A 19017-nucleotide genomic window follows, 5' to 3' on the forward strand; every position below is an offset into this window, starting at 1 on the left:
AACCTGCCACCGCCGTCGAACTGCCCGGCCCGCGCCGGACACCAGCTACAAGGAGTCCCCGACCCATGACCGAGTCACCAGCCACGCCCGCGCCGAACAAGGTGACGCTGTACCGGAACGGTTCCGTCTACACCGCCGCCGACCCCTTCGCGACGGCGATGCTGGTCGCCGGTGACACGGTCGCGTGGGTCGGTTCCGAGCAGGCGGCCACCTCGATTGCGGACTCCTCGATGGAAGTCATCGATGTGCAGGGAGCGCTCGTGGCTCCCGGCTTCGTCGATTCGCACATCCACCTCACCGAAACCGGAATCGCCCTGGACTCCCTGCAGCTGGGCGCCGTCCGCTCCGCCCGCGAACTGCTCGACGCCGTCGCCGGCTTCTGCGTCTCTGCTTCCGGCGCGGGCGGCACCGTGCTGGGCCACGGCTGGGACGAGACCCGGTGGGCGGACCGCACCCTGCCGTCCCGGGAAGAACTGGAACGGGCCGCCGGCGGGCGGAAGGTCTACCTCTCCCGCGTCGACGTGCACTCTGCCCTTGTGTCCTCCTCGCTGGCGCTCTCCGCCGGCCTCGACGGAATCGACGGCTCCGGTGCGGGCAGCCAGGTCAAGCGCGCCGCGCACACGGCCGCCCGGCACGCGGCGCGCCGGCTGCCCGCCGCGGCGATCCGCGGCTACCAGCAGCAGGCCCTGCGGGAGGCGGCAGCCAACGGCTACGTGGCCGTCGCGGAGATGGCGGCGCCGCAAATCGGCGGCACCGCGGACCTGCAGCTCGCCGCGGGCTGGAACGCCGGGCCGGACGCGGTTCCGGAGGTCCTGCCCTACTGGGGACAGCTGGCCCGCTCGGCGGACCAGGCCCAGTCCATCCTGGACGGGCTGGGCGTGTCCGTTCTCGGCCTGGCGGGGGACCTGAACGTTGACGGCTCGATCGGTTCACGCACCGCGGCCCTGCGGGCGGACTACAGCGACGCCCCTGGCGAACGCGGCAGCCTGTACCTCACGGTTGAGGAGGCGGCGGCCCACCTGGCGGCGTGCTCGCAGCTCGGCATCCAGGCCGGCTTCCATGTGATCGGCGACGCCGGCCTGGATGCAGCGCTGGACGCCCTCGACCTGGCGGCGGCGGAAGTCGGCGAGCAGAAAATCCGTGCCGCCGGACACCGCTTCGAACACGTGGAGCTCGCCGACGCCGATGCCATCCGCCGGCTGGCCAAATACTCCGTGTCGGTCAGTGCCCAGCCCGGCTTTGACGCTGCCTGGGGCGGGGAGGGCAGCCTCTACCAGCAGCGGCTTGGCTCCCGGCGCGGCGGCATGAACCCCTTTGCTTCCTTCTACGCCGCCGGTGTTCCGATCTGCTTCGGCAGTGACAGCCCGGTTACGCCGCTGCGTCCCTGGGCCAGCGTCCGGGCCTGCCTGCAGCACAACAATCCGGCGGAACAAATCTCCGCCCGGGCGGCCTTCCTCGGACACACCCGCGCGGGCTGGCGGGCCGCCCGGTACCGGAACCCCATGGCGGGCCAGCTGGTCCCCGGTGCACCGGCGAGCTTCGCGGTGTGGGACGTCGAGGAACTGATGGTCCAGGTGGCCGACGGCCGGGTCCAGTCCTGGAGCACCGACCCCCGTGCCCGGACGCCGCTGCTGCCGGCGCTGGACACCGGCTCCGAGCCCGGCTGTCTGCAGACCGTCCGGGACGGCCGGGAACTGTACTCCAGCGGCTCGCTCCGGGGCTGACCGCCGGCCCTGGCACCGCCGCCCCGGCGCGTAATCTTCCTGCGCCGGAAGATGGTGTTGACCTGCGATGATGAATGAAACAGCAGGTCACCGAGCGGTTGACAGATCATGACCGGCCCGTAGCATTGAGGGTCAACGGAGGGATGTGCAGACGGCAGCCTCCGGACGTCCCCCGGTCAGCTCGAGGTTGCCGCCATCCGCGGCAGCTTTATCTGGTCGTGGCCATGGGTACTCCCAGGGGGCGGGTCCACTTCGCAGCAGAAAACGGTTCCGGCGGCGTACTCCGCGGGCTGCCGCAACTGGCCCGAGGCGGGTGGACCTGCCCGGGAACCGGAATAGCGCCCTGGACAGACCGGCGACTCCCTATAATGGAAAGTTGCGCCTGGTGTCAGCTCACCACAGACCGCCCGGCGCTTGACCGCCCCCTTCAAGGAAAGGCCTCGCTGTGCGTGTCCTCACGATCATCCCGACCTACAACGAGCTGGAATCGTTGCCCAAGACGCTCGCGCGGCTGCGCACGGCCGTGCCAGGCACCGACGTCCTGGTTGTCGACGACAACAGCCCCGACGGCACCGGGCAGCTGGCGGACCGGTTCGCCGCGGAGGACAGCCAGATCCACGTGATGCACCGCGCAGGCAAGGCCGGGCTCGGAGCAGCGTACATCGCCGGCTTCAAATGGGGGCTCGACGCCGGCTACGACGTCCTCGTTGAGATGGACGCCGACGGCTCGCACCAGCCCGAGCAGCTTCCCCAGCTCCTCGAAGCCGTGGAGCAAGGTGCCGACCTCGCCATGGGCTCCCGCTGGGTGCCCGGCGGGAGTGTCGTCAACTGGCCGTTGTACCGGCAGGCGATCTCCCGGGTGGGCAGCACCTACGCGCGGATCATGCTGGGCGTGAAGATCAAGGATGTGACCGGAGGCTTCCGGGCGTTCCGCCGGAGCACCCTGGAGAAGCTGAACCTGGACACAGTCGACTCTGTCGGCTACGGCTTCCAGGTGGACCTGGCCTGGCGCGTGGCCAAGCTCGGGCTGACGATCGTGGAACGCCCCATCACTTTTGTCGAGCGCGAGCTGGGCGACTCGAAAATGAGCGGCAACATCGTGGTCGAAGCCATGATCAATGTCACCAAGTGGGGCCTGACCGCGCGCTGGAACACGCTCGCCGGGAAGCTCAGCGGCAAGCCCGCCGGTAGGGCAACGGGTAGGGCAGCCGGCAAATAGGGCCACCGTGCGCGGCCTGGCCGCAGCCGGGATAAGCAAAAGGGCCGGTCCCGCATCACCTGTACGGATGATGCGGGACCGGCCCTTTCGGCGGCGGGTGCGCGGACGGTCTAGGCTGACCGGCGTTCGCCGCGGCGTTCGCGCAGAATCGTCAGGCGGTCTGCGAGGATCTGCTCGAGCTCAGGCAGTGAGCGACGTTCCAGGAGCATGTCCCAGTGCGTGCGGACTGCCTTCTCGTTGAGGTTCACGGGGCGTTCGCCATCGACGAGCAAGGCTTCCTTGCCGGTCTTCGACACCCATACCGGGGGGATTTCCGCTTCGGAGGAGAAGGTCACGAATACCTGCTCGCCGTCCGCGCAACGGTACTCAACCCGCTGGCGCGGAGCCGGTTCGACGCCGGATTCGGTCTCCATGCTCTGTGCGCCGAGGCGCATACCCCGCAGGCTGCGATCGCTCATCTTTTCTCCCTCTATTCGGTTCGCAGGGTCATGACCTGCGTGATCCGGGGGCCGTGAGGCCGCGCCGGACTGTTGTTTGCTGTGCGCTGTTTCACTGGACCTGTACCGGAAAAATCGTCACTGGATTTAACGCTTCGCGAGGCTTAATTGTTCCGCCGGACTGAACCAGCCGGACAAATACTCAAGTATACGGGAGTAGGCCTTCCCCGGCAAAGCCTCGGCGGGTGCGGCCCGTGGTCCGGTCCAGGCTCGGGCACGGTGAACCCGGTTCCGGGCAGCAGGACGGGGAAGCAGCCGCGCGGCTGCCTCCCCGTTCCTTCAAGCGATCAGGCCTCCGGCTGGCCCGGGAAGCCTGCGGCGTCAGGCCCTGCGGCTGGAGCGGTGCCAGGGACAGCCGGGCGGGTGGCGGCGGGTTCCGCCGCGGCGTCGGATCCGGGGCCGAAGAGCCCGTCATTGAACTGGCCGTCCCTGCTGCCGCCCAGCGCGTTGCCAATGCCTTTGAGGGCCTCGCCGACTTCGCTGGGGATGATCCACAGCTTGTTCGCCGAGCCTTCGGCGATCTTGGGCAGCGTCTGCAGGTACTGGTAGGCGAGGAGCTTCTGGTCCGGGTTGCCCTTGTGGATGGCGTCGAAGACCTTCTGGATGGCCTGCGCCTCACCGTCGGCCCGGAGGATCGCCGCCTTCGCGTCACCCTCGGCTTTCAGGATCGACGACTGCCGCTGGCCTTCCGCGGTGAGGATGGCGGATTGTTTGGTGCCTTCGGCGGTCAGGATGGCGGCGCGGCGGTCACGCTCGGCGCGCATCTGCTTCTCCATCGAGTCTTGGATGGAGTGGGGCGGATCGATCGCCTTGAGCTCGACCCGGGAGACCCGGATGCCCCAGCGGCCCGTCGCCTCGTCCAGGACACCCCGGAGCTGCCCGTTGATCTGGTCACGGGAGGTGAGTGCCTCCTCGAGGTTCAGGCCGCCAACGACGTTTCGGAGCGTCGTGGTGGTGAGCTGTTCGACCGCCTGGATGTAGTTGGCGATCTCGTAGGTCGCCGCCCGGGCATCAGTCACCTGGAAGTAGACGACAGTGTCGATCGAGACCACGAGGTTGTCCTCGGTGATCACCGGCTGCGGCGGGAAGGAGACCACCTGTTCACGCAGGTCGAGCAGCGGCAGCAGCCGGTCCACAAACGGGATCAGAATCGTGAGACCGGGATTCAGCGTTCGCTGGTACTTGCCCAGGCGTTCAACGACGCCGGCGCGGGCCTGCGGGACAATCCGCACCGCCCGGACCAGCACGATTATTACGAACACAACGAGAACCAGCAGCACGATTGCGACTGCGATATCCATACATCACCTATTCCCCAGATTTGGTCTTGCTGTCGTGTGCGGCGGTGTCCCGCCGCCTGCCGGTGCCGGTGGCGGCCGCCGGAAAATTCGCGCGCTACTGGATGGCGGTTTCCGGCTCCGGGGCAACGACGGCGGTGGCGCCGTCGATCGCGCTGACGATCGCGTGCTGGCCGGGTGCCAGGACTCCGGTCTCGGAACGGGCGCTCCAGACGTCGCCGCCGATTTTGACCAGGCCGCCGTTTTCGCTGACGGACTCCATCACCAGGGCGGATTCGCCGATCAGCCGTTCGACGTTGCTCCGGCGGTCCGCCGGGCCTTTGTGGAGGTGCTTGAGCGCGACCGGGCGTACGAAGCCGATCATCAGGAGGGAAACCACGCAGAAGGCCACAATCTGAAGTCCAAAATCGGCACCGGCGAAGGCCGCCACCAGGCCGGCAAGGGCTCCGCCGCCGAGCATGATGAAGAACAGGTCCAGGGTGAGCATCTCCACGACGGCAAACATGAGGAAGAGGGTGAGCCACAGGGCCCACAAGTTTTCAGGTAGCCATTCAATCATCGTTTCCCCCTTCGCCCCGGGGGCTGCAGGCGCAGACCCTCAGTAACTGTGATTCCATCCTAAGCCGAAGGGCAAGGGCCTGCGGAGGGCCCCGGAAGGCCGCCGGTGAACGTGGCCAACTCGTTACCTGGACGCCGGCACGGGGCTACCGGCGCGGCTCGAAAACACTGATCCGGAACCTTGCCGACACGGAGGTAAGCGGCGCGAGCGCGGCGGCGCGGGAGGCCAGTGCTCCGCGGTCCAGATGGTGTCCGGCCGGGCCCATGAAGGCCAGCCTCGCGACGTCGTCCGGGGCCAGCAGGAGCGGTACGTCCAGGTTGTCCGCGGAGAGCGCCGAAAAGTATCCCGCGAGCGAGGCCGCGAGCCGTTCCTCCTTCGCCGGGTGGATCCCGAGCATCCCGGCCCGGCCCGCAACTTCCTCGAGATGGCCCTGCCGGGGGGTCACCACGACGAGCCGGCCGCCGGGCCGGAGCACCCGGGCGAACTCGGTCGCGTTGCGCGGCGCGAAGACCACCGTGACGACGTCGACCGCGTCATCAGTGAGCGGCAGCGGCTGCCACACGTCGCAGACGAGGTTCACGGCCTCGGGGTTCAACCTGGCGGCGCGGCGGAGCGCGTACTTCGAAATGTCCAGGCCGACGGCCGCTGCGGGAATCCGGTCCAGCGCCGTCCGGTCCAGCAGGGCACGGAGGTAGTGACCGGTCCCGGTTCCGGCGTCCAGCACCGTCCCCGGGTTTCGTGCGGTACCGCCGGCGAGCGAGGGGGCGGCCAGTTCCGCCACGGCATCGGCGAGTTTATGGTAGTGCCCGGCGGAGAGGAAGTCGAAGCGTGCCGCGACCATCTCGGCGGAATCCGCTTCAAATGCGGTGCCTTTGCCCACCAGGAAGTTGAAATAGCCCTGTTTCGCCGCGTCGAAGCTGTGGCCGGACGGACAAACCAGGGTGCGGGCGGTGCCGTCGCTGAATCCGAGGCGGCTCCGGCAGACCGGACACAGCAGGGAAGCGGCGGAGGCGGGGGGCATAGTGTCCATCCTAGGGTGCCCGGCCCGGCCTGGCGTGGCCGGGCCGCCCCCCGCCGGGGCTCACCTGCGTGAGCTATTTCACAGCCCGGAAAACTGCGGCTAGGCTCGCACAGGTGAAACCAGAACATCTGCCGCTGATCAATTCCGTGTCCGCCCCCGCCGTGCATCCGGACGGCAGGCGTGCCGTGGTGTCCGTGCTCCGGCCCGACTTCGACGCGGATGCCTACGTCGGCCAGCTCTGGTCGGTGCCCCTGGAGCCGGAACACGCCCCGCGCCGCCTGACCCGCGGTTTCCGCGACACGGCACCGGATTTCTCCCCGGACGGACAAGTGCTGGCGTTCCTCCGCGCCGCCGCCGGCGGAAAACCCCAGCTGCACATCGTGGAGGCCGGTGGCGGGGAGCCGCAGCCGGTCACCGACGCCCCGTTGGGAGTGTCGGCGTTCGCATGGTCGCCCGACTCGCGGCGCATTGTCTACGGTGCCCGCACTCCCGCGGACGGCCGCTACGGCAGCACCGAGGGGGTCCCCGCCGGATCCGAGGACGCGCGGCTGATCACCGACTACCAGTACCGGATGAACGGCGTCGGGTATACCGCGGACAAACCGGTACAGCTGTTCCTCATCGAGCTTCCGGAACTTGGCGCGGAGCCGAAGGTGGTCCCCACGGGCCGGGTACTGAAAGCCCGCACCACGGCTTCGCCCGGGGGATCGTCCACCCCCGGCGATGCCGATTCGGCGGCGGGCCTGCTCCCGGCCGCGCAGCAACTGACCACCGCCGCCGCCGACCACAACGGCGCCGGCTTCGGCGCCGACGGGAGCTCCATATACTTCACCGCCGCCCTGCACGAGGGCCGCGACGCGGACCTTGCCACCGGCATCTACCGCATCACGGTTGGGGACGGCGCCGGGGGAGCGGAGCCGGAACCCGTGGCGCCTGCCAACACCGGCCCGCAGACCGTCCACGCCGTCCGTCAGTCACGGGACGGACAGTGGCTGTTTTTCCTCGCCCAGGATCTCGGCAGCTCGGGACTGGACTTCGTGGCACGCAACACCGCCCTGTACGTGATGCCCGCGGCCGGCGGCGACGCCACCAGGCTGAGCGACCCGGAGGCGATGGACCTCGGCTGCAGCGGCCGGATCGACCTGGGCGGCCCCGACTCGGCCCTGCTGCTGAACAACACCCGGGGCATCGTCGAGCTGCTCGAGTTCCAGGCGACCGGCAGCAACCGGCTGCTCCACGGCGGGTGTTTGGTCACCGGTGCCGCCGCCGGCGGCGGATCGCTCGTGGTCAGTTTCACCGACGCGGCGACCGCCGGGGACGTTGCGGTCCTGGACGGCGGCCGGCCCCGGGTCCTGACTGATTTCTCCGCGCCACTGCGCGCCGACGCCGGCATTATCGAACCCCTGGAACTCACGGTCCCTTCCGCCGACGGCTACCCCGTCCACGGCTGGCTCGTGCAGCCGGCGGGCCAGGGACCGCACCCGGTGCTGCTGACCATCCACGGCGGCCCGTTTGCCCAGTTCACCGGAGCGCTTTTCGATGAGGCCCAGGTCTACGCCGCGGCAGGGTACGCGGTCCTGATGTGCAACCCCCGCGGGTCCGCCGGTTACGGCCAAGCGCACGGACGGGCCATCAAGGAGAAGATGGGCAGCCTGGACATGCAGGACGTGCTTGCCTTTCTGGACGGCGCGCTGGCCAAGTTCGAGGAGCTCGACGCCGGTCAGCTCGGCATCATGGGAGGTTCCTACGGCGGCTACCTGACCGCCTGGACCATCAGCCACGACCACCGCTTCACAGCCGCCATCGTGGAACGCGGATTCCTCGATCCCGTGAGTTTCACTGGTTCCTCCGACATCGGCTGGTTCTTCGGCGGGGAATACACCGGCCGGTCTGCCGAACAGGTGGCGGCACAGAGCCCGATGGCCCGGGTGGACCAGGTGCGCACACCCGCGCTGGTCATCCACAGTGAGGAGGATCTCCGCTGCCCGGTGGAGCAGGGCCAGCGGTATTTCACAGCGCTCAAACAGCTCGGCGTCGAGGCCGCGTTCCTGGTTTTCCCGGGGGAGAACCATGAACTCTCCCGCTCCGGCACACCGCACCACCGCAGGCAGCGTTTCGACCAGATCCTGCAGTGGTGGGCCCGCTACCTTCCAACCGCGGCGAACCCGGCCGTTCCGGCGGTTTCGGCCGGCACCGGGCAGGCACGCCACTGAGGAGCCACCTGGCAGGACAGCGGACGGGGTGCCAACGGTGCGGCGGACGTCTCAGGCGTCGGGAAGGAACCCGAGCTCCTTGCGGGCAAGGCTGATGTCCGGCTGCGCCCAGCGCGCGGAGTATTCGGCGTTGCTGCTGAGGGAGCGCAGCTCGGCGCGGTCCAGGTAGAGGATGCCATGCAGGTGGTCGGTTTCGTGCTGGACGATCCGTGCCTGCCAGCCGCTGAACTCCCGCTGCTGCCGGGTCCCGTCCAGGGCAGTGAAATCGAGCCGCACCGACTCGGGGCGGCAGACGGCAGCCTGGAGTCCGTTCACGGAGAGGCAGCCTTCGTAGAACGCCACGGTGGTGCCGCCGCTCGGCTGGAAGCTCGGGTTGAGCATGATGAAGAACGGCAACGGCTCCCGTCCGCGGACGGCGGCGACGGCTGGATCGACCTCGAACTGGTCCTCGAGCACGGCGAGCTGCAGCGGAATGCCGAGCTGGGGTGCCGCCAGGCCGACTCCGGGTGCCTTGTGCATCACGCTGCGCATCAGGTCGATCAGCTGGCCGAGTTCGGCGTCGCTCAGCTGGCCGCTGAACGGCGCGGCGGTCTGCCGCAGCACGGGATGTCCCGCCTGCACAATGGCGGGAAGCACCCCCGCAGTCAGCACTTCCTGGACGGTTTCGTGGATGCGGGCGGCGCTGTAGTCAGTCGGCGTAGCGTCAGGAGACATGGCAACAGACTACTGGCGTCCGCACGCCGCCGTAATAAACTCGTAGATTCGTCCACGCAGAAGCGCTCCGGCATCGACCCTGAGGACGCCGTCCCGACCGCCGACGGACACCCTGAGCGGCAGCAGGGTCCCCACTTTGTCCTCCGCCACGGCGTGCGGATCGCAGCGCGCGGGCCGGATCCCCAGCCAGTACTGCTGGCCGGCACCGCCGGCGGCGGCCGAGACGGAGCGCGGCCACGGGGCGGACGGGTCTTCGGCGAGCAGGGTGGTCGGGTCGATCCAGTTGATGGTCAGGGTTCCCTTTGAACCGGGGTTCACAGCGCCGGGAGTGCTCCGCGGCGTGATGGTGAGTCCCATCAGTGCGCCCTGCCCGTCGGCGGATACCACGAGCTCGGGTTCCAGCCGGATCGCGGCGACCGCAGCGGCCGCCTGGGCGAGGCACATTTCCGCGTTGTTCCGGCTGAGCACGCCGTAGGGGTCAGCCGCGGGCACCGTCGCGGCGGACCCGGGTCCCCAAGCTTCAGCAAGGCGTAATTCCACGGCCGGTTCTTCGTTCACTGGTTCTTCGTTCACTGGTTCCTTGTTCACCTGCTGGGTCGAGAGTCCGCAGGCCGGGCCGCGCAGTTGTGCCGGCAGAATCTTGGGCTGGCCCGGCGGCAGTTCGATCCCGCCGGGCGTCCCCTGCCATTCGATGGTGCCGGCGAAGAGCGGGCTGGCCAGACCCGCACCGAGGACCGTCACCGGGCCGGAGGTGGTGTTGGTCAACTGGATGGCGATGATTTGCCGGCCGTAGTTGTCGCGGAGCTGGTTGATCTCGGCGGTCACCGGGGCGGCCGATGCCGGTGCCGTGGGTGTGGCCGGACTGGCGACATCGGACGGTCCTCCCGTGCTGCAGGAGACCGCCGTGGCGATGACAGCCATGGCGGCCGCAAGTCTGCACATGGTTGAGATTCGAGTACCGCCGGCCGGGCGCCGGAACGGCGGGGGGAAGCAGCCCATGCGGCCAGTGTATTCCTGGTGCAGGCGCGGTGGGATCCCGGCTGGCCGACGCCGTCGGCTAGTACTTAGTGACCCTGCGGCTCTGGGCCGGTCCTGCCACTCACTGCATGGTGAACCGGCGGGCCACGAATCCGTTGACCGCCGGCACGGCGGCGGCCGCGGCTATGGCGCGGTTCCGCATCGACCACGCCGCTGCCGGCAGCGGACGGCCCAGAGCCATGTTGATTTCGGACTGGCGGGCCGCCCGGGCGGCCGCTGCTTGGCGGCCGATCTCGAAGTTCCGGATTTTCATCCCCATGTCCTCGCCGCGCAGCGACGCGAGAATTACCGGCGCCAGGGCGACGGCGTCGAGCCAGCCCAGATTCATTCCCTGGCCGCCGATCGGGCTGATCTCGTGGGCCGCGTCGCCGATCAGCACCGTCCTGCCGGTCACCATCCTGCGCGCCAGCCGGGAGCGCACGCCAAAGCGGCTCAGCATGCTGTTGCTTCCGGGATCGACGTCGATCCCGGTACGTTCCCCGATCCGTTGTACGAGCCAGCGGGCGTCCGTGCCGCTCCCGGGGTCGCCGACGCCCGCCGCGTCCGCAAGGCGCACGACCCAGCGGCGCAGTTTTCCGGGCAGGGGAAAGGACTCGACGATTCCCGCGGATTCCAGGAACAGGGCCGCGTCCGGACCGAATCCGGTCGTGTCGGCGAAGTCGCCCATCAGGTAGCTGTCCGGGTAGTCCTTCGCACGGACGGGCGTGCCCAGCCGGGCACGAACGGTGGACCGGACGCCGTCGGCGGCAATCGCGATGGCGGCTGTGTACCGGGCTGCCGGGCCGCCCGTGCCCGTTTCCGCGGTGACCTGGCCGCCGTCGTGGTGCAGTCTGGTGACGCGGACGCCGCGGCGCATGGCGCCGGGGTCGAGTTGGCGGACTCGCTCCTCCAGTATCGCCTCCGTCCGGGACTGCGGCAGGGCGAGGACGAAGGGAAAGCGGTCTGAGACGCCGGCAAAGGACATCTCGGCAAGCCGGGAGCCGCCGCCGAGGGCGATGCCGCGCCGGATCGGGACCCCCTCGGCCACGAGGTCCGGTGCCACGCCGATTCCCTGGAGCGCGTCCAGCGACGGGGGATGGATGCCGATCGCCCGGGAGTGCGGCTCGGCCCCGGTGCGTTGCTCCAGGATCCGGACGCTCACGCCGTGCTGGAGGAGCAGCGCGGCCATAAACAGTCCCACCGGACCGCCCCCGATCACCAGGACGTCAGCCACCGGCTCCGTCCTTGTCCAGGATCAGCAGGTTGCGGTACGGGGCGTGGTGGCGCACCGTCCAGCCCGGGGGAGCGGCGGCCCGGAGTTCGGCTGCGGTGTAGCTGCGGCGGATCGAGGTGAGGCCGTCCTGCCGGATGTAGGAACCGGTGAAGGCCCAGGACGAGGCGAAGAAGAGACCGTAGGCAACCGGGCTGCGCCGCAGGTCGTTGTGGATGACCCGGCCATGGCAGAGCCTGCCGGACTCGGCCAGGAACGCCGGAAGCCCGTCCTCCGCCAGATGGTGCAGCACATGGTTGGACACCACCAGGTCGAAACTGAGGCCTTCGCCGGCCAGCTCTGCCGAAGTGGCCTGACGGAACGTCACGCCGGTGGCCGGGTGCCGTTCCACGGCAAAGCGGCTGGCGCGCGGATCCGGGTCGATGGCCGTGATCTCCAGGCGGAGCCCGTCCCGGGCGGCCCAGCGGGACAGCAGTACGGGCACATCGCCGCCCCCGCAGCCGATGTCCAGCAGCGTGGCCGGGGTGTCGTGGCTGAGTCGCGGCCTGAGCTGGCTTCGATAGATGCCCCGCCAGCCGGAGACGGCCCGGTTGACCAGGGCAAACTGGGCGTAGGTGCGCTCCAGCCGGACCGGATCGCAGCCGGGCCGGTCCATTTCCTCGACGGCGTGCGCCGCGCGTCCGCGCAGTAATTCCACCTGTGGTCTCAGGCCAGCGCCGATTCCGGCTGGGCCGGCCGCGTGGCTTCGTCCCCGGACACTGGCGTTGGCCCGCCATCGCGTGTGCTGCTGATCCGGGTGAAAAGCGCCGTCTCCACGGTCAGCCCGGGCCCGAAGGCCATGGAACAGATCCGTTCGTCGCCGCCGTCGTCCCCGTCCGCCGGCGGCAGGTCAAGGATGTGGCGGAGCACGAACAGGACAGTGGCGCTGCTCATGTTCCCGTAGTTGCGCAGGGTCTCCCGTGCCGGCACCAGCTGCTCGTCGCTGAGGTCCAGCCTGGACTGGACCTTGTCCAGGATGCTGCGGCCGCCCGGGTGGATGGCCCAGTGCCGGATCTCGCGGTAGGGGAGACCCCGCAGGGACGCCTCCCGGGAAAGGAGCGGCTCCAGGGCGCCGATGATGTGGTCATCGATGATGTGCGGGACGTAGTTGCCCAGGACCATCTCGAAACCCTCGTCTCCGATGTTCCACGCCATGGATTCCTCGCCGACCGGGGTCAGGACAGTTTCGAAGTGGTCCAGCCGCAGCAGGGCGCGTTCGTCCGGGAACTCACGCGCGGTCACGATGGCCGCCGCCGCGCCGTCGGCAAACAATGCCGACCCCATGATGGTGTCCGGATCGTTCGAGGTCCGCACGTGCAGCGAGCAAAGCTCGGCGCAGACCACGAGGACGACGGCGCTGGGGTCCGCCTCGCAGAACGACTTGGCGGCCCGCAGCGCAGGGAACGCCGCGTAACAGCCCATAAATCCAAGGTGGTAGCGCTGCACCGCGGGATTCAGGCCGAGGGCCCGGACGATTTTGTAGTCCGGGCCGGGGTTGAAGAACCCGGTGCAGGACACCGTCACGAGGTGCGTTATGTCCGGTGATGTGATTCCGGGGCAGGCGTCCAGGGCGTTCTGGGCCGCCTCAATGAAGAGTTTGGTCGCCTCGGTGGCGAAGATATCGTTGCGCACCTTCGTGCTGGGCCGCAGCAGCAGGCCGGTTGCGGCGTCGAAAAACTGCGGATTCTCGGCCCGGTGATCCTTGGTCAGTTCCGCAACGGCCGTGTATCGGGTATCGATGGCGGCAGAGTCAAAGCACGTGCCCACCAACCGTGTTCCCAGCCTGGTGAGCCCCGGCTGCGCCGCAAAAACCTCCCGGGCTTCGGTTTGAATCAACACAGTCGGCGGGACAGCAGTTTCCAGGGACCTCAGGTAGACCGTCATGGTTCATTCTCAGCGAGGTCGGCGCAGAAGACAATGGACCCGGCCGCGGCGCGCGCTCAGCCGAGGTGGATCATGACCTTCGACGAGCCCGTTGTCCGGTCGGCGGCGAGTTCGAAACCGCGAACGGCGTCCTCGATCGATACCTCATGTGTCATGAGCGGCCCGACGTCCACACCATCAGCCATGAGCTCGAGCGCCCGGGAGATCTCGTCGACGAACCGGTACGAACCGCGGTAGTCGATCTCGCGGGTCACTATGTTCCCAAGCGCGGCGGACACCTCGCCCGCCGGCAAGTTGCCGACCTGGACGATGATCCCGCCGCGGCGGACCGCGGCGATGACACCGCCGAGTGCCCGCGGCGCACCGGATGCCTCGATGGCGACATCGACGTCCTCCGGCAGGCTGCCTCCCCGGCCGGGATTGACCGTCTCGTCCGCTCCCATCCGGCGGGCAATGTCCAGGGCCGCATCGGCGAGGTCGACGGCGACCACGCGATCCGCGCCGGCAGCCTTGGCCGCGGCGACGGCCAAGGCACCGATCGGACCGCAGCCGTTGACAAGTACGGTCCGGCCCGACACGTCTCCGGCCCGTGAGACCGCATGCAGCGCGACGCCGAACGGTTCAGCGAGTGCGGCCTCCTTCGTCGTCACGTTCGAGGGCACAGCGCGGAGCTGATCCGGGCGCACGCTGCGGAACCTGCTGAAGCCGCCTTGTTCGTGCGGCTGGAACGCCGCAGAACCGAAGTAGCGAACCTCCGGCCAGAGGTTGGTGCGTCCGGTGATCTCCGGAGCGACGTCGTACTCGCCGGCCAGGGTCGCGGGGTGGATCGTCACCGGCGAGCCGACGCGGATCCCGCCTTCCGCGAGTTCCGCGGCCGCGGCTGGGCCGATCTGGACCACCCGGCCCGCGACCTCGTGGCCCAGGACCAGCGGATCCTTGAGGACGGCGGTGCCGGAGGCGCCGCTCTTCCAGTAGGAAACATCAGAGCCGCAGATCCCTCCCCACTCCATCTCCACGAGGACCTCCCCGCTGCCGCAGACCGGGTCCGCGATCTCCTCGACCCTCAAGTCGTTCTTGCCGTGCACGACTACTGCCTTCACGCCCGGATCTCCTCTCTACCCACCTGCCGGTGGCTCAGAATGTATTGATCAATCCCATGACACCAACGAAGAAGATGGCCGCTGCGGAGAGCACCAGCATCACAGTGAAGGCCTTGCCGTCCTTGACCCGCGGATCAGTCTGCCGGTGCGACAGGTAGATGGTCGCCGCCGCGACGCCCATCAGGAACACGGCATTGAGAATACCGGCGAGGACCACCAGGGCGAGCGGCGACGAGACAATGGTGCCGAACAGGCCCCACACGATGGGCAGAACGATCATGATGACACGCATCCAGCGGTCGCGCTGCTTTTGGTTGTTCCAATCGAACGCGCCGAACACGGCCAGCGTGTTCCCAACCTGACGGCCGAGGCTCGGGACGTTGGCGATGATCGTCTTGAAGAGGGCGATGCCGGCGCCAACGAGGAACACGACGGCGCCCCACTGGCCGACCTGCGTCGAGAAGATGCTGGAGATCGTGGTCATGACCTGGTCGCCCTTCGGCACGATGCCCTGTGGGTGCAGGACGGCGGCACCCAGCATGTAGAACGCAGCGGTCGAGATCGTGTAGACGAACCAGGACACCCACGCGTCGAGCTTCATGACGGAGATCCAGCCCCGGGCACGTTTGACCCATGCCTCGGAACCGTCGTTCTGACCGGTCCAGGCGGCGTAGCCCTTTTCGACGCACCAGTAGGTGTAGGCGCTGATCTCACCGGCGCCGACGCCGGTCAGGCCGAACATCGACAGTGCGACGCCCATCGAGCCGAGCGCGATCTGGAACCGCATGCCGTCGCCCAGCTGGTCCGGAGTCCAGGAGAACTCGGTGCCTTGGATCGCGAACACCATGACCACAGCGAAGACAGCGACGAGCAGAACCAGCGATGTCGAGAGTCGCTCGACCACCGTGTACTTGTTGGCCAGGTGGATTCCGATGGCGATGGCGACCAGAATCGCCACCCAGCTGCCGATCGAGACGAAGGAGTACGGGCCACCACCACCAATGGGCAGCAGCGAGGAGAAGGCGAAGGCGGACGCGCTGATGACGCCGGCCTGACTGGTGAGGAACTGGACAAACATGAGCAGCACGAGCCAGGCCATCCAGCCGCGCTTGCCGATCCTCGGCGGAACCTCGTCGTACCCCGTGACGGCAACCTTGCCGGTCGAAATGGACCAGCGGCCCAGCTCGACCTGCACCCACACCTTGATGAACGTGGAAACCAGAACCAGCCACAGGAGAACGAAACCGACCTCGGCACCCAGCGTCGTTGCCGTCAGGAGTTCCCCGGATCCAACGACAGCGGCGGAAGTGATCATCCCCGGGCCAAGGAACCTGAACCGGCCCCGAATCGTCTTGGGTGGCTCCTGGACGTCCTCGGGGCTCAGGGCGTACGGATCGGCCAGCTCACTCGTGACATGGGTCGGGCCGGACTTAGTGATTGACATGCTGATCCTATTCGGACAACCGACTCGAAGGGCCGGAAGCGGAGGCTCGCCACGGCGCAATGCCACGGACGGACGACTCGTCTATGAGGCGCACTTGAAGCGTTGAACAGTGTATGTCGCCGGCCTGCGCCAAGGCAATCGCTTGCCAAAATGTTGCCACTCACAAGTCAGGCATGCCGCCCCTGACTGGCATTCACGGTTGTTCGGGGGAGGGGAACACTGTGCGTGAGAGACTGCCTCCATGGAGCAGTCGTTACTCGTCACCACCATTCGACGACCATGGCACTGGGGAATCGCTGTAGTAACAGGCCCCGGCCAGACGGAAGATTTTCCCGAAATCGAGCCAGGGCGGCCGTTCTGTTCGACGTCGGGAGCGCTGGTCATCATGGTGCGGCACGCTCAGGATGTTGAGGACATTGATCATGGCTTCGCAGAGGCCACGGTGTCGATATCCCTGCATCAAGACGAGGTGACGCCGGACGACGGCAAGCAGGCAATCGGTGAGGGTATCCTCTCGACTCCAGAGGGGACACTCTCGGTAGGAGATGCCGATATGAACGTTGTGGTCCCAGCCCACAAAGGGATGACACAGTTTCTGATCAGCATCGAAGGTCCTAGCGATTTATCGCCCGAGCACGTCAGGGTCGACCTTTGGCCCGTCGTAACGTCATAAGAGTCCCTGACAAACGCCGAGACGGGCTCATTTGCTAACTGTCGCGCGGCGCGGCGGTGCGGAACGATGGTGAGCCCGGACTGGGCGGCTTTGCTCTGCATGGCCCCACTTGAGGAAACGTCCGGTTCATCGCCGGATGGGAGTTCTCGCAGCCACTTCTACTCCCATAATTTTAACGCCGATAATCAACATTATGTCAACCTAGGGTTCAGAAGGGGCTGCATGGCCGGGTTTTCGTGGCGTCTGCTCGCCGAGAACTCAGAACCCCATCGGCGGGTCTTCTACCGTCATGCGGAAAGGTGCTGCCGGCGACACTTCGGGTGGAGCGTCCCAGGCTGTACCGGACGCTGGGGTCGGTGTTGTTGCCGCAGATGAGGATTCCGACGGTTTCGTTATGGCGCTGGCGCCGGAGCACGTCATCGACGAGCGTCACGTAGAAATTTAGCTTGCCGGCGTATTCGGGCTGAAGCTTGCTGGCCCGTTCCATGCTGCGGCGAAGGCGCGCATATGCGGGAACCCTGCCCGCAGATCGCGTGCGAGCCGGTCAGGGACTTTGCTCCCCCGCCAGGGACCTTGCTCCCCCACAGCTCGATCAGGGCAGTATTCACGACGCACTACGCACGGTGTTGGGCTTCCCGTGCGAGGCCTTTCATTTGTCGACGGTCCGGCTCGAGCTGGGTCATGGTTCCACCAGGCCTGTCGCCGGCAGGTTCGGGATGTCGGTAGATGATCGTTACCCGACACCCCCTATTGCCCGGTTTCGTTCCGTTGCCTCTCAAGGGGACTTACTATATTTTGACGAAGGAGGCGCCGAATCGAAAGGCAGTGGAGGTTACGCTGGTACCAGCGCCACAGTCGGGGAAGGACTCCAGCAATCATGGGACTATCCAGAGCAGACCGTCAGGCCACCGCCTGCATCATTGTTGGCTGAGATGCCCACCATTTCCGGCCAAGGTGCCATCGTCCGGGCCCGGGCCGCCGGTAAAGCAGCGCGACAAACCATGCCGCGCCGCGAACATGCAGAGTTCAACGTGCCGGAACGGGATCCTGTCCGGCTCCTCGAGGAGCAGCACGCCACCCGGGTGCCTGACCTCGTTTCGGTGCGCATCGGCCGGATGCTGGAAACGCCATTCTCCTTCTACCGCGGCTCCGCCGCCGTGATGGCGCATGACCTGTCCGCGCAGCCGGTATCCGGGCATCGGGTCGTGGCGTGCGGGGACGCACATCTGGCCAACTTCGGACTGTTTGCCTCGCCGGAGCGCCGGCTGGTTTTTGACCTGAATGACTTCGACGAGGCCTTCCCCGGCCCCTGGGAATGGGACGTCAAACGGCTCGCGGCCAGCATCTGGCTGAGCGGGCGCAACAACGGCCATTCCGAGGAACAGTGCCGCACCGCCACGGAGGCTGCGGTGCGGTCCTACCGCAGTACGCTGCGACGGCTCTACGCTTTGACCGCGGCGGAACGTTTTTACCACCAGGTGGAAACCGATGCCCTCGCCGCGGCGAAGACCACGGCACCGACCAGGCTAAGCACGGAAGTCAGAAAGGCCCGCCAACGCACCTCCGAGCAGGTGCTGTCCAATCTGGGAGTCACGACGGCGACTGGTGAGCCGCGGATCGCGGACCAGCCGCCGATTGTCCGACATTCAGAGGTCAAGGATATGGCCCGGATGAACGAACTATTCGGGACATACCGCAGTACCCTCCGCGCGGACACCGCACTGCTGCTGAGCCAATACAGAATGGTCGACTACGCGCTGCGGATCGTGGGCGTTGGCAGCGTCGGCACGCGCTGCTGGGTATTCATGCTCCAGGGCCCGGGCGGGGAAGCGCTCTTCCTCCAGGGCAAGGAAGCCGGCCGGTCGGTGCTCGAGACCCACGGGGGCATCACCGACCCGCCCGGTTCGGTGATCCACGCCCTGACCACCCATGGCCAGGGCTACCGGGTGGTCGGCGGCCAGCGGATCCTGCAAGCACAGTCGGACCCGTTCCTCGGCTGGATTTCGAATGTCACGGGCAATGACGGCCAGACCAGGGACTATTACATCCGCCAGTTCCGGGACATGAAGGGATCCTTCAAGCTGGAGGAACTCAACCCGAACCAGGAAGTCTGGTACGGCGAGCTTTGCGGCCGGCTGCTGGCCCGCGCTCATTCCCAGAGCCCCGGCAGCGCGTTCATCCCCGGGTATCTGGGCAAAGGAAACGCCTTCGACCAGGCGGTCACCGACTGGGCTGGCCGCTATGCCGACCAGGCGGAACGGGACCACAGGACTCTGGAGAAGGCCGTGCGAGCCGGGCGCCTGCACGCCGAATTCGGCGTGTAGGACAGTCTGTGGCCCGGCGGCGCTGACCGCAGGAGGCCCTCCAGAAAACGTGCCCAGATG

17 protein-coding genes are annotated in these 19017 nt (G+C 67.6%); 5 read left to right on the forward strand and 12 right to left on the reverse strand.

The genetic code is table 11. The features are described 5' to 3' along the window. Window positions 1-65: 65 nt before the first annotated feature. Together J2X01_RS00455 and J2X01_RS00460 are read left to right on the forward strand one after the other, a co-directional pair. A complete protein-coding gene (locus J2X01_RS00455; protein ID WP_310049454.1) occupies window positions 66-1724 on the forward strand; it encodes an amidohydrolase in 1659 nt (552 codons plus the stop codon). A gap of 445 nt (window positions 1725-2169) precedes the next feature. Then, window positions 2170-2943: a polyprenol monophosphomannose synthase gene (locus J2X01_RS00460; protein WP_310049457.1), complete on the forward strand. Its 774-nt coding sequence runs from the start codon at window positions 2170-2172 to the stop codon at window positions 2941-2943. A gap of 110 nt (window positions 2944-3053) precedes the next feature. Here the strand turns inward: J2X01_RS00460 and J2X01_RS00465 are convergent, their stop codons facing one another. The 4 genes from J2X01_RS00465 to J2X01_RS00480 form a co-directional block, all read right to left on the reverse strand. Next, window positions 3054-3401: an RNA polymerase-binding protein RbpA gene (locus J2X01_RS00465; protein WP_226761285.1), complete on the reverse strand. Its 348-nt coding sequence runs from the start codon at window positions 3399-3401 to the stop codon at window positions 3054-3056. A gap of 326 nt (window positions 3402-3727) precedes the next feature. Next, entirely contained in the window at window positions 3728-4741 is a 1014-nt protein-coding gene (locus J2X01_RS00470; RefSeq protein WP_310049463.1) for an SPFH domain-containing protein, read from the reverse strand. A 94-nt stretch (window positions 4742-4835) separates the two neighbouring features. After that, a complete protein-coding gene (locus J2X01_RS00475; protein WP_310049467.1) occupies window positions 4836-5297 on the reverse strand; it encodes an NfeD family protein in 462 nt (153 codons plus the stop codon). A 145-nt stretch (window positions 5298-5442) separates the two neighbouring features. After that, window positions 5443-6318 (reverse strand): methyltransferase domain-containing protein, encoded by an 876-nt coding sequence (locus tag J2X01_RS00480; protein WP_310049470.1) that lies wholly within the window; start codon window positions 6316-6318, stop codon window positions 5443-5445. A 113-nt stretch (window positions 6319-6431) separates the two neighbouring features. Between J2X01_RS00480 and J2X01_RS00485 the strand changes: the two genes are divergently transcribed. After that, window positions 6432-8531 (forward strand): S9 family peptidase, encoded by a 2100-nt coding sequence (locus J2X01_RS00485; RefSeq protein WP_310049472.1) that lies wholly within the window; start codon window positions 6432-6434, stop codon window positions 8529-8531. Window positions 8532-8582: 51 nt separating this feature from the next. Here J2X01_RS00485 and J2X01_RS00490 read toward each other — a convergent pair whose 3' ends face one another. The 7 genes from J2X01_RS00490 to J2X01_RS00520 form a co-directional block, all read right to left on the reverse strand. Then, window positions 8583-9245: a peptide deformylase gene (locus tag J2X01_RS00490; RefSeq protein ID WP_310049476.1), complete on the reverse strand. Its 663-nt coding sequence runs from the start codon at window positions 9243-9245 to the stop codon at window positions 8583-8585. Between the two features lie 9 nt (window positions 9246-9254). Next, on the reverse strand, window positions 9255-10187 hold the full coding sequence (locus J2X01_RS00495) for a hypothetical protein (RefSeq protein WP_310049478.1): 933 nt from the start codon (window positions 10185-10187) through the stop codon (window positions 9255-9257). Window positions 10188-10344: 157 nt separating this feature from the next. Then, entirely contained in the window at window positions 10345-11496 is a 1152-nt protein-coding gene (locus J2X01_RS00500; RefSeq protein ID WP_310049481.1) for an FAD-dependent oxidoreductase, read from the reverse strand. Then, window positions 11489-12148 (reverse strand): class I SAM-dependent methyltransferase, encoded by a 660-nt coding sequence (locus J2X01_RS00505; RefSeq protein WP_310050175.1) that lies wholly within the window; start codon window positions 12146-12148, stop codon window positions 11489-11491. Before J2X01_RS00505 ends, J2X01_RS00500 begins: the two co-directional genes overlap by 8 nt. Before the next feature lie 50 nt (window positions 12149-12198). Then, entirely contained in the window at window positions 12199-13416 is a 1218-nt protein-coding gene (locus tag J2X01_RS00510; protein ID WP_310049483.1) for a type III polyketide synthase, read from the reverse strand. Window positions 13417-13472: 56 nt separating this feature from the next. Next, window positions 13473-14516 carry an L-idonate 5-dehydrogenase gene (locus J2X01_RS00515; RefSeq protein ID WP_310049486.1) on the reverse strand — a complete coding sequence of 348 codons (1044 nt, stop codon included), beginning with the start codon at window positions 14514-14516 and terminating at the stop codon, window positions 13473-13475. 34 nt (window positions 14517-14550) lie between these two features. After that, window positions 14551-15960 (reverse strand): Nramp family divalent metal transporter, encoded by a 1410-nt coding sequence (locus J2X01_RS00520; RefSeq protein ID WP_310049488.1) that lies wholly within the window; start codon window positions 15958-15960, stop codon window positions 14551-14553. Window positions 15961-16201: 241 nt separating this feature from the next. On the opposite strand from J2X01_RS00520, the gene J2X01_RS00525 reads away from it, so the two are divergent. Then, complete coding sequence (locus J2X01_RS00525; protein ID WP_310049490.1) at window positions 16202-16633, forward strand: hypothetical protein; 432 nt, start codon at window positions 16202-16204, stop codon at window positions 16631-16633. A 208-nt stretch (window positions 16634-16841) separates the two neighbouring features. On the opposite strand, the gene J2X01_RS00530 is transcribed toward J2X01_RS00525, so the two are convergent. Continuing rightward, window positions 16842-17120, reverse strand: coding sequence for a PDDEXK nuclease domain-containing protein (locus J2X01_RS00530; RefSeq protein WP_310049493.1), 279 nt, complete (start codon window positions 17118-17120; stop codon window positions 16842-16844). Window positions 17121-17565: 445 nt separating this feature from the next. Between J2X01_RS00530 and J2X01_RS00535 the strand changes: the two genes are divergently transcribed. After that, window positions 17566-18957 (forward strand): DUF2252 domain-containing protein, encoded by a 1392-nt coding sequence (locus J2X01_RS00535; RefSeq protein ID WP_310049496.1) that lies wholly within the window; start codon window positions 17566-17568, stop codon window positions 18955-18957. Window positions 18958-19017 lie beyond the last annotated feature (60 nt).

The organism is Arthrobacter ginsengisoli (genome assembly GCF_031456935.1).
Lineage (GTDB): Bacteria > Actinomycetota > Actinomycetes > Actinomycetales > Micrococcaceae > Arthrobacter > Arthrobacter ginsengisoli.